The 9,664-nt window shown below is 41.2% G+C and carries 10 protein-coding genes and 2 pseudogenes; 1 reads left to right on the top strand and 11 read right to left on the bottom strand.

Features of this window, described 5'->3' with window-relative positions; translation table 11 throughout:
* The 9 genes and pseudogenes from AC058W_RS00360 to AC058W_RS00320 form a co-directional block, all read right to left on the bottom strand.
* Positions 1 to 561, bottom strand: a pseudogene (locus AC058W_RS00360) (conjugal transfer protein); the annotation flags it as partial.
* A 4-nt stretch (positions 562 to 565) separates the two neighbouring features.
* Positions 566 to 1,759 (bottom strand): annotated as a pseudogene (locus AC058W_RS00355) (FtsK/SpoIIIE domain-containing protein); the annotation flags it as partial.
* A 204-nt stretch (positions 1,760 to 1,963) separates the two neighbouring features.
* Positions 1,964 to 3,034: a hypothetical protein gene (locus tag AC058W_RS00350; protein WP_242986675.1), complete on the bottom strand. Its 1,071-nt coding sequence runs from the start codon at positions 3,032 to 3,034 to the stop codon at positions 1,964 to 1,966.
* Positions 3,035 to 3,072: 38 nt separating this feature from the next.
* On the bottom strand, positions 3,073 to 3,309 hold the full coding sequence (locus AC058W_RS00345) for a hypothetical protein (RefSeq protein ID WP_479389522.1): 237 nt from the start codon (positions 3,307 to 3,309) through the stop codon (positions 3,073 to 3,075).
* On the bottom strand, positions 3,290 to 3,475 hold the full coding sequence (locus tag AC058W_RS00340) for an N-6 DNA methylase (protein WP_479389521.1): 186 nt from the start codon (positions 3,473 to 3,475) through the stop codon (positions 3,290 to 3,292). Before AC058W_RS00340 ends, AC058W_RS00345 begins: the two co-directional genes overlap by 20 nt.
* Positions 3,472 to 3,879 (bottom strand): type I restriction endonuclease, encoded by a 408-nt coding sequence (locus AC058W_RS00335; protein WP_117674418.1) that lies wholly within the window; start codon positions 3,877 to 3,879, stop codon positions 3,472 to 3,474. The genes AC058W_RS00340 and AC058W_RS00335 overlap by 4 nt, the downstream gene beginning before the upstream one ends.
* Before the next feature lie 50 nt (positions 3,880 to 3,929).
* Positions 3,930 to 4,115 carry a helix-turn-helix domain-containing protein gene (locus AC058W_RS00330; RefSeq protein ID WP_005339647.1) on the bottom strand — a complete coding sequence of 62 codons (186 nt, stop codon included), beginning with the start codon at positions 4,113 to 4,115 and terminating at the stop codon, positions 3,930 to 3,932.
* A 282-nt stretch (positions 4,116 to 4,397) separates the two neighbouring features.
* On the bottom strand, positions 4,398 to 5,768 hold the full coding sequence (gene rlmD, locus AC058W_RS00325) for a 23S rRNA (uracil(1939)-C(5))-methyltransferase RlmD (protein WP_117674417.1): 1,371 nt from the start codon (positions 5,766 to 5,768) through the stop codon (positions 4,398 to 4,400).
* 177 nt (positions 5,769 to 5,945) lie between these two features.
* Positions 5,946 to 6,167: a hypothetical protein gene (locus AC058W_RS00320; protein ID WP_117674416.1), complete on the bottom strand. Its 222-nt coding sequence runs from the start codon at positions 6,165 to 6,167 to the stop codon at positions 5,946 to 5,948.
* A 339-nt stretch (positions 6,168 to 6,506) separates the two neighbouring features.
* Between AC058W_RS00320 and AC058W_RS00315 the strand changes: the two genes are divergently transcribed.
* Positions 6,507 to 7,190 carry a YjjG family noncanonical pyrimidine nucleotidase gene (locus tag AC058W_RS00315; protein ID WP_479389520.1) on the top strand — a complete coding sequence of 228 codons (684 nt, stop codon included), beginning with the start codon at positions 6,507 to 6,509 and terminating at the stop codon, positions 7,188 to 7,190.
* Positions 7,191 to 7,402: 212 nt separating this feature from the next.
* Here the strand turns inward: AC058W_RS00315 and codB are convergent, their stop codons facing one another.
* Positions 7,403 to 8,635 carry a cytosine permease gene (codB, locus tag AC058W_RS00310; protein ID WP_117674414.1) on the bottom strand — a complete coding sequence of 411 codons (1,233 nt, stop codon included), beginning with the start codon at positions 8,633 to 8,635 and terminating at the stop codon, positions 7,403 to 7,405.
* A 16-nt stretch (positions 8,636 to 8,651) separates the two neighbouring features.
* The coding region (locus tag AC058W_RS00305; RefSeq protein WP_479389519.1) for a 3'-5' exonuclease at positions 8,652 to 9,664 on the bottom strand (1,013 nt) is incomplete at its 5' end.

The following is a 9,664-nucleotide window of genomic DNA, read 5'->3' as shown; positions in this document are numbered from 1 at the left end:
CTGCTGATGGTTGGATTCTGTATGATAACCAGATTCCCGTCACCATCTACATGAACCACCACCATATAAGCGGAAGTGTAGACGATAGAAGTTTCTCCCTCCGTTACCGTCTGATCTATCGAGTAGACAACGGTAAAGTCGGTTGTTCCAGCCTGTTTTATATCCCAAATCTTAACGTCTGTCACCGTAGAGCTTGTGGGTATATCCTGTCGTACCGTCGTCAACATTCAAATCCTGCAAGCTCTTTGTAAGATACTGGTTGATAGCTGTGGTTCTTTTTTCAATGGATTCCTGCGTATTACTCCAAGAATAGTAGGACTTCGCAAATGCTTTGACGAAATTCTCTATCTTGTTGGTATCAACGATACGTTGTTCAATGACTTCTTTCTCATGTACCGTGTGCATATCAATAGCGGTGAAGTTCTTATACACCCCAAAACTGACGCTTGCAATCAGCACCAGCCATAAGGCAATCACGGTTTTCTTGTGTGTGCCGACTTTCATCACAGGCACACGTTTCTCTTTCTTCGGTTTCGGTTCTTTCTCCTTTTTCTTAAATATCATAGTATCCAAGCTCCGACATACGCCCAAGAGCCACACGGAAATTGAACTGGTCACGGATTCCATCACCGAGATACTTTGCGTCTGGACGCTGACAGGCGAGAATGAGAAAATATCCTGCCTGTCGTCCGAGCATGACTATCTGTTTCAGCTTGTTAAGGACAGCAGCATTTTCCTTTGTGGTGAGCATTTCCATGAACGCCACATATTCATCAAAGATAAGGAAGTGGGGCGATAGTCCTAAATAGGCATAGTTTTCACCTGTCCTGTAATTCTCCATGAGCTTCATTGCTTCACTTCTTGCCATCATACCGTCATAGAACCTGTCAATACAGGCGGTTATATCGTCTTTCTTGTACCAGACTTCCGACATGACAACGGACAAATCCGCAAGGTCGGCGTTCTTTGGGTCTAAAATATACATGACCGCATTGCTGCGGAGCAGAGCTTCAATGATAGTAAGGATAAAGTAGGTTTTACCACCACCAGTGCCGCCAGCAATTAGCATATGTGGGAGCTTGTCATACTCCCACCAGACATTTTTCATCAGACGCAAGCTGCCATGTTCAGCCTGTACCTCATTGATAGTGATTCTGTTCGCAATCGTATCATAGAGCAACACATATTCCACATAGCTGTCTTTCAGCTCTTTGGAAACCAGCTCACAGTACAAGCCTGTTTCCAGTTTCTTTTCCAAGTGTAAAAGCTGCTCTTGATATTTCCCCAATGTGATTTCTGTACGGATATATAAAAGTCCATGCTCCATACGGTAATACAGTTTTGGAAAATAGGTGATTTTCTCTTTTTTAGTAGTAGCTGGCAAGTCCTTGAAGAATCCGCTATCCTGTGTGGATTCCGATTCATACCAGCCATTTTCCAACAGCATACGAGCCAGCTTTTGACGGTGAAAGAGCTGCTTCACTCTGTCATACTGGAATCTGCGATAGAAAAGGGCAGCCAGCACACAGACCAGAGCCGCCACAACGATAGTCATTATCCTGTATGGCATGATTGTCAAATGGACGCTGCCATCTTGAAAAAGTGAGATTGCTTTCCAGTCCGTAGTGATGATTGACTTTAGGTTCAGCAGCATAACCACCGCAAAGAACAGCAGGAGCAGTGAACCAAAAGAGAAACGAAAAACCAGTGATTTGTCACTGGCTCTGATTCGATTCCCACGTTTATTGAATTGTGGCATATAAAATCCTCCTTTCCATGAAAAAAGCAGCTAATCTTTTACAGACTAACTGCTTATGGTATTGAATATGAAATTATAATATAAATCAAAAATATTTATTATGGTAACTGTATTCCTTTTGAAGCCAAGTACATCTTAATTGCATTATATAAAACAGGCACACCAGCAGTAATTCCAGCTACTGCAACATCTCCACCTTTATCTTTAACATAATCCCAAAGTGGATGACTTGAATCTATTGAAAATAAAATTACGACTTCTATCGCCCTTACCATCTTCTTCTGTTTTGAAGCTATATTGCATCGCAAAACGGTCATATGTTTCATCAAACACACCACCAAATCCTTCAATAATTTCCATAGGATTTTTCGCGTTTTTGTGTTCATCAAGATATGCTTGTTGTAACTTCGATGCAGTAGTAAGCTCTGCTGGAAAATCTCTAGTCTTCAAAGATGCATATACACGATGAAACAGACCTAAATAATCAATATGATTTTCTAAGCCTCTTGTTATAATCTGATTAAGTAACCTGTCTCTTGTTGCATCAAACTCATCTATAAAAATAATTGCATTTTTTGTAATATCATTATTGTAAAAGCTGTATGTAGGTTCAATTATCGTAGTATTCCCCAAGAAAAACTTGTCCATAGACATAAAAAATATCCGTTTCTCTCTCGTATATACTGCCGGATACAATTCTCCTATCCAATGATAATCAGGATTATTAGCAATATTCTTTAACTTTTCCTTTGGTGTCCTGAACTGCTTCAGTTCATTTTCTATTACTCGACGAAAAGCACCTTCCTGCTGCTTGCGAATTGCATCCTCTGCGCTCTTGCATAAAACATTTATAATGTCCCTGCTGGTTCCTTTTAATTCACGCTTTTTATCTCTGTATTCATTTAATAATTTTACTGAACCATGTAAATCCTTAAATTCTTGTTTCATAGTGATTGCCGGCGGTATTTTTCTTGCACGATATAGCTCGTCCAATTTTTCTACAACCATATCCGCATTAGCTTCTATTCGCAAACAATATTTATCATAATCATCTGCTTTACCGCGCTTTGCAAAATGTTCACGCAACTCCTTATCCGGCAAATTTTTCTTAAGTGTTGTAACAAAGAAAATCTTCTTATCCTTGAATTCAGGCGCATCATAATTGTCGACCATAAAATCCAATACACAATATGTTTTCCCAAAACCGGTCGGCATATCCAGCAAGAACAATCCCGTATCCGTTGACTTGCAAAAATTTACAATCGCCTGTTTCATAGTATCCTCCAAGTTTTTCTTACTTTGTCATCTATTATTTATAGAATATCTGCATAATATTTCCCATTTTCCAACGAGAAGACCACTTCTCCAGGAACAAGTTTTTCTCCCATATTTACACATCCCATCACAGTCATCGCCCACTCTGAATATTCAAACGGAAGTTTATAATACACCGTCTCCCTACCATTTTCGATAGTAACCATAGGAGTACCTGTATTACCAAATCCAATCGATAAAACTTTGTACACATTCTTACCTTTTGTTATAGGCAATAGTGGATCCTGCTACTGTTTCATCAATCTCACGATCAACCACTTCTACGATTGCCTGGATAAGTGCTCGTGGAGTAAAGTACTGACCTGCTCCACTCTTTTTATCCTGACCATTCTTTTCAAGAATTCCCTCATAGATAGCACCCTTAAAATCTCCTTCCATCATATACCATTGCTCAGAAGATACCATTTCAATAACCTTTCTACTAGATAACCTCTCTGCATCTCAAGCATATTTTTGAAATATATCTTATTCCCATTAGCCATATACACTAAGGGAATAAGTTTCTCAAACCATAAACCATACCAGGCCTGTGGAGAAACAGCATAGTCCTCTGCCTGCGTCTTAACTTCATCACCTAGAGGATTATCTTCTCTTTTTGCCTCAACCACTGCAATAGCTTTTCCATCAATAAAGAGAAGGTAGTCACTTTCTGTGTTTCCTCCCATCAAAGCTTCCTTAACAGCAGATGTGCTATTCGGCAGATATTCATTTCGAGCCACTATATCCCAGCCGGCATTTCTTAATTGCTTATCAATCTTTACACGAGCTTTTTCTTCCGGTAACATAGGCATACGCTTCCTTTCTAATCCATTCTCTCATACCAGGTATCCCAAAATCAGGACTTGATATACTTTCCGGACTTAATTCTTTTATCCGCTGGTTTTACAGCATTCTTTGGAATGGCCCAAGTATTACCAAACTTCATAGCCCCTTCTATCATTCCTTCATTGCAGATTGTCTGCACTCTTCTAACTGATAGGTTCCACTTTTCTGCTGCTTCTTTAATAGTCATAAACTCCATATTTTCTTACCTCAATAAAGTTATAAAATACGACATTTTATCCTAATTTCTATTATAAGCGTCAAGACGCCGAAAATCAATCTAAACCTACATAACTTTCGGCGTACAACCAGTTACCTATTCGCAAACTCAAAATCAAAAAAATACCTTTTAGCAAGCAGATGTATTTTCTCGCTAAAAGGTACTTCACCCTTGTGCATATATTCAATTTATTTTTTCATGTACATTTTTCTTCTTTAAATTTCTATGATATGTTTCCTTAAAAATAGCCCTCAACCCCGCTTAAACTGGGCATTTCTTAGAGAGTAAACATACCGTCTCCACGTGGACAGTCTGGCAGAATTGATCCACACAGCAGGCCTTCTCAACCTTATATCCTGCCGCCAGAAATGCCGGTAAATCTCTTGCAAGACTTGTGGCTTTGCAAGAAATATAAACAATGTGATCCACTCCGTAAGAAAGAATCTTCGGCAATGCCTTTGGATGGATGCCGTCTCTTGGTGGATCGAGGATAATCACGTCTGGTTTATCCGTAAGGTCATCCAGAACTTTCAGGACATCTCCTGCTATAAATTTACAGTTACCAAGATTATTTAATGCCGCATTCTCTTTCGCAGCTTCTACCGCCTCTTCTACGATTTCCACACCAATCACCTCGTCTGCCACAGATGCTGCAAGCTGGGCGATCGTTCCGGTTCCACTGTAAAGGTCAAAAACTACTTTGTCTTTCGTGTCTCCGATATACTGACGGACTACTGAATACAGGACTTCCGCAGCCAGCGAATTGGGCTGGAAGAAGGAAAATGTACTGATCTTAAAGCGCAGTCCCAACAGAGTTTCATAGAAGAAATCCTGTCCGTAAAGGATACGTGTCTCGTCACTCTGTACCACATCAGACAGAGAATCATTGATAATGTGCATGATCCCGACAATCTTGCCTTCCAGCGGAAGTGCAAGAAGTTCCTCTTTCAGCGATTCCAGATTATGTTCTTCCTGACTGGTCGTGATCACATGTACCAGAATCTCCCCTGTCGTTACGCCACGGCGCAGGAGTAAATGACGCAGATATCCGGTATGCTGCATTTTTTTATAATAAGAAACATTTCGTTTCAGGAAATATTCATGAACGCAAGTCAGGATTTTTGTCATATCTTCGTGCACCAGTTTGCAGTCATTTGCAGTAAGTACATCATAGGTGCTTCCTTTTTTGTGCAGTCCCAGTGTCAGTGGACCGTCCTTATATGCATCCCCAAAGGAAAACTCCATCTTGTTACGGTATGCAAATTCAATCGGACTTCCATGGATTCCTTCCCACTGGTACTCTGTACCGTTTAACGCCCCATCCAATAATTCCCGCACCTGTCGCTCTTTCATTTCAAGCTGATTTTCATAGGACATTGTCTGGTACATGCATCCACCACACTCTGGAAAAATGTTGCAGACCGGTTCTCTTGTCTCAAGCGAAGATTTCTCCAGCACTTCCAGAAGTCGTCCTTCCGCACGTCCGGAACGTTTCTTATTGATCATAAAGCGTACCCTCTGACCAGGCATACCATTCTTCACAGTTACTTTCTGGTCACCTACCATTACGATTCCCTTATTTGGAAAATCTACCTTCTCAATTACGCCCTCGTAAATTTCACCTTTCTTCATATATCCTCCTATGTTTACTCATATATCTCTATAAATCTGATAACATCTATAAGATTTATTTAAAATTTATTACTGTCCATTCCATGAACAATAGCTAACCTTCTTCTCTTAATTGCTTTCATAAAAATAGCCCCGGTATAAGCCGGAGCCATTCTCATTTTCATTCTCTTGCGATAATTATTCTTCTTCGTCTTCGAAATAATCATCGAAGTCGTCGTCAAAATCCTCTTCAAAATCTTCCAGATAATCTGGAGCAAAGAAGTGATATACAGCAAATGCGATACCTGCTACTGCTGCAACTGCGCCAATGATCGCCAGTACCCAGAGGACTGTATTTTTTTCTTTCTCTTCTTCTTTTTTGTTTAATGCTGCTAATAATTCTTCAATTTTAATATTCATAACCGCACCATCCTCTCAATAATCTGCCAGACGAGACGCTATCGTTAAAATAGAATAGCTGTTAACACTTTTGCCGTCTGCTGTTTAATGTGATTATTATACCACTTTCTATCTGATTTTACCATAAATATCTCAATTAAATTTGGGTTTCTGATATACTTTTAAGAATTGTTTCATTATAATGATATCAAATGCAAAAGATTTATCGTTTCTGAAAACGTAGTTAACAGTATCATTGTTATCGCGCAGGCACGAACAACTTTTCGACTTGATACCGTTATATAATATGTATAAAATACAGATTACGATAAAAAATACACTAAGAAAGGTACAAATCTCATGATAGAAACGCTCTTATTTGATCTTGATAATACCCTGCTTGATTTTAATCAGACAGAACGTATCGCCGTTTCAAAAACACTGGAGAATTTTCAAATTACTCCTGCCCCTTCTATTTTAAAACGTTACAGCGAGTTAAATCTCGCCCAGTGGAAATTACTGGAACAAGGAAAGATTTCCAGAGAACAGGTAAAGCTTCGTAGATTCCAGCTTCTTTTCTCAGAGCAAAACATTGATGCCCCTGCCGAAGAAGCCGCCAAAATCTATGAATTCCTGCTCGCCCATGGTCATTATTTTATGGACGGTGCAGAAGAACTTCTGGAAACTCTTTATGGAAAATACCGCATGTATCTTGTAACAAACGGAACTCTCAGCGTCCAGAAAGGCCGCCTCAAAAGCGCCAATATCTCCCGATACTTCGAGGATATTTTCATTTCGGAAGAACTCGGTTATAACAAACCAAGCATTGAATACTTTGACTGCTGCTTCTCCAAAATACCAGATTTTCACAAAGAAACAGCTGTGATCATCGGAGACAGTCTGACATCCGATATTCAGGGCGGACTCAATGCCGAAATCCGCACGATCTGGTTCAACCCGAATCACAGTAAGGCTGATAAGATCATTCCGGATTATGAATTTGACAGTCTTCCTAAACTGCCACAACTTCTTTCAGAGATATAAACAACTTTTTTGCGTTTCAATTTACAAAGTTTATGAAGTCAAAAGAAGCATGTCGAAAGACAATATTATTTCTTTCACATGCTTCTTTTTTTAACTATATGTTCTGATGTTAGGGTCAAAAGGCATTTTGCCCCTAACTTGATATCTACGAATTGCTCCGCTGCAAAGCAGCTCCGTTTTCCTGTTGCAATAGAATTTTATCAATTTTCTTCTCAGTCTTTTGCAATTGCTCCCACTACAAAGTAGCAGATCACCGCCACGATCATCGCATTGATAGAAGCAATTCCACCAGGGATAAGGTTTCCTGCCAGTGCTCCGCAGATCACGCCGATAACAGAACCCCATTTCACTTCTTTCTTTGCTTCTTCACCTGATTCATAATCAGATTTATGCAGGAAGAAATCAAGGGAGATCAGCGCACCTACCGGCGGCAGGGCTGCGTTCAGGAAATTCAGCCAGCCTACGAAGTTATTGTAAAGCCAGATAGAAAGTACAGTACCAATGATACCTGCGATCACTACCATGGGCTTCTTGCGGACTTTTGTGATATTGGAAAGTCCAAGTCCGGAAGTGTAGAGCGCATTGTCATTTGTTGTCCAGATGTTTGCTCCCAGTGCAATCAGTGCCGGAACGGTCAGTCCCTGTGCAATCATAACATAGAAGATATCGTCTTTTCCTGTAAAAGCACCGCCTGTCGCACCAAATGCGAACATCAGGGCATTTCCAAGGAAGAATGCGATAACCGTTGTAACAATCGCAATCTTATTTGTCTTTGCATAACGGGTGAAGTTCGGTGTTGCAGTTCCGCCGCTGACAAAGGAACCGATAACAAGTCCGGCTCCGCCAGCGATAGTCAGCGTTCCCTGGCTCTTCGCAAATACAGCTGCAAGACCGCCGCCCTGACTGATTGCAAGACACATGGAATAAATTCCAAGCACTGCAATCAATGGTACAGAAATATAACTTACAATCTGTAATCCTTCAATTCCACGATACGCAGAAAGTGTCATACACGCACCCGCGATCACCACAAGTACGACCGGTGATACATGAAGCACCTCTGCTGCCGGAATAGCAAACATAGCAGCACCTACACCAAACCATCCGATCTGTGTAAAGCTGATCAATGCTGACGGCAGGTAAGAACCTTTTTTACCGAAAGAATGCTGGGCAAGTAGGTCCAGTGACATACCGGTGTGGCTTCCGATATAACCAAGCACCCCTGTATAAGCCCCCAGAACAATACTTCCAATCAGAACCGCCCATATAAATCCCTGCAGGTTCAATCCGATTCCCAGTTTTGCACCAACACTCATACTTGCTGAAAAGAACGTAAAGCCAAGCATGATGAAAAACATCGGCCAGAAACCTTTTCTGGCAGTTACAGGTACACGTTCAAGGGAATAATCCTTGTCTTCTACTACATCTTTTGTGTTTTTACTCATAATGTTTTCCTTTTCCTTACAATTTCTTCAACTTCGCAAATCCTGCAAACATTTTCTTAACACCGACCTTATCAAAATCAACAGTGACCTCGTAATCTCTACCGCCATCCACAATATCTTTGACAATTCCCACTCCAAATTTGATGTGGCGCACCGTATCTCCCACTTCATAATCCAGAGATGCCGCTTTCGTCACTTTAAATTCTCTCGGTTTGAAAGGCTTAGCTGCCATCGTCATTTTCATTTTCGCAAGGCTGCTGTCTGCTGCGATCATATCTGCAACAATTTTCTTCTTTTCCTGCGCTTCCTGTCCCAAATCAACAAGCTCGCGCGGAATTTCACGGACAAATCTGGAAACTTTATTGTACTGCACATCTCCGCGGATCATTCGCTGTCTCGCGGAAGTCAGTGTCAGATCTTCCATGGCTCTTGTAATTCCCACATAACAGAGGCGGCGTTCTTCCTCAAGGTCAGATTTATCATCCGACACAATTGACATATAAGACGGGAAAATTCCATCCTCCATTCCAACCAGAAATACTCTCGGAAATTCCAGACCCTTGGCGCTATGTAAGGTCATAAGAAGCACATAATCCTGATCCGGGTCAACACTGTCGATATCCGCAATCAGCGCAATCTCCTCCAGAAATCCTGACAGGGTTGCCGACTGTCCCTGCTCTTCCATAGCTTCCTGATAGGACTCTGTCTTAGAAATCAGCTCATCAATGTTCTCGATTCTTGCATCTGCTTCCTCCGTCCCTTCCGCTTCCAATTCTGTGACATATCCGGTAAGACGGATAACCTCCTCCAGAATTTCACGGACGGTATAAGATTCTGCCTTGCTCTTCAGCCCCTGAATAAAGGTTACAAAACCGTCAATCTTTGAAAGGCTTCTGCCAATAGACGGAACCTCTTCTGCCACACGCAGGGCATCATAAAAGCTGACACTCATCTGGTCTGCATAATCCTGAATCCTTCCCAGAGTCGTAGCCCCGATTCCTCGTTTCGGCACATTGATGATACGGCGCA

It is taken from the genome of Blautia sp. CGZ-1-C1, from assembly GCF_056504575.1.
This window is presented reverse-complemented; position numbering and strand designations above follow the sequence as displayed.

Bases quoted from the DNA above. Each gene is read 5' to 3' on its own strand.
- AC058W_RS00350 (WP_242986675.1), bottom strand. From the start codon at position 3,034: ATGAAACAGGCGATTGTAAATTTTTGCAAGTCAACGGATACGGGATTG.
- AC058W_RS00340 (WP_479389521.1), bottom strand. From the start codon at position 3,475: ATGATGGAAGGAGATTTTAAGGGTGCTATCTATGAGGGAATTCTTGAA.
- AC058W_RS00335 (WP_117674418.1), bottom strand. From the start codon at position 3,879: ATGTTACCGGAAGAAAAAGCTCGTGTAAAGATTGATAAGCAATTAAGA.
- AC058W_RS00330 (WP_005339647.1), bottom strand. From the start codon at position 4,115: ATGGAGTTTATGACTATTAAAGAAGCAGCAGAAAAGTGGAACCTATCA.
- rlmD (WP_117674417.1), bottom strand. From the start codon at position 5,768: ATGAAGAAAGGTGAAATTTACGAGGGCGTAATTGAGAAGGTAGATTTT.
- AC058W_RS00320 (WP_117674416.1), bottom strand. From the start codon at position 6,167: ATGAATATTAAAATTGAAGAATTATTAGCAGCATTAAACAAAAAAGAA.
- AC058W_RS00315 (WP_479389520.1), top strand. From the start codon at position 6,507: ATGATAGAAACGCTCTTATTTGATCTTGATAATACCCTGCTTGATTTT.
- codB (WP_117674414.1), bottom strand. From the start codon at position 8,635: ATGAGTAAAAACACAAAAGATGTAGTAGAAGACAAGGATTATTCCCTT.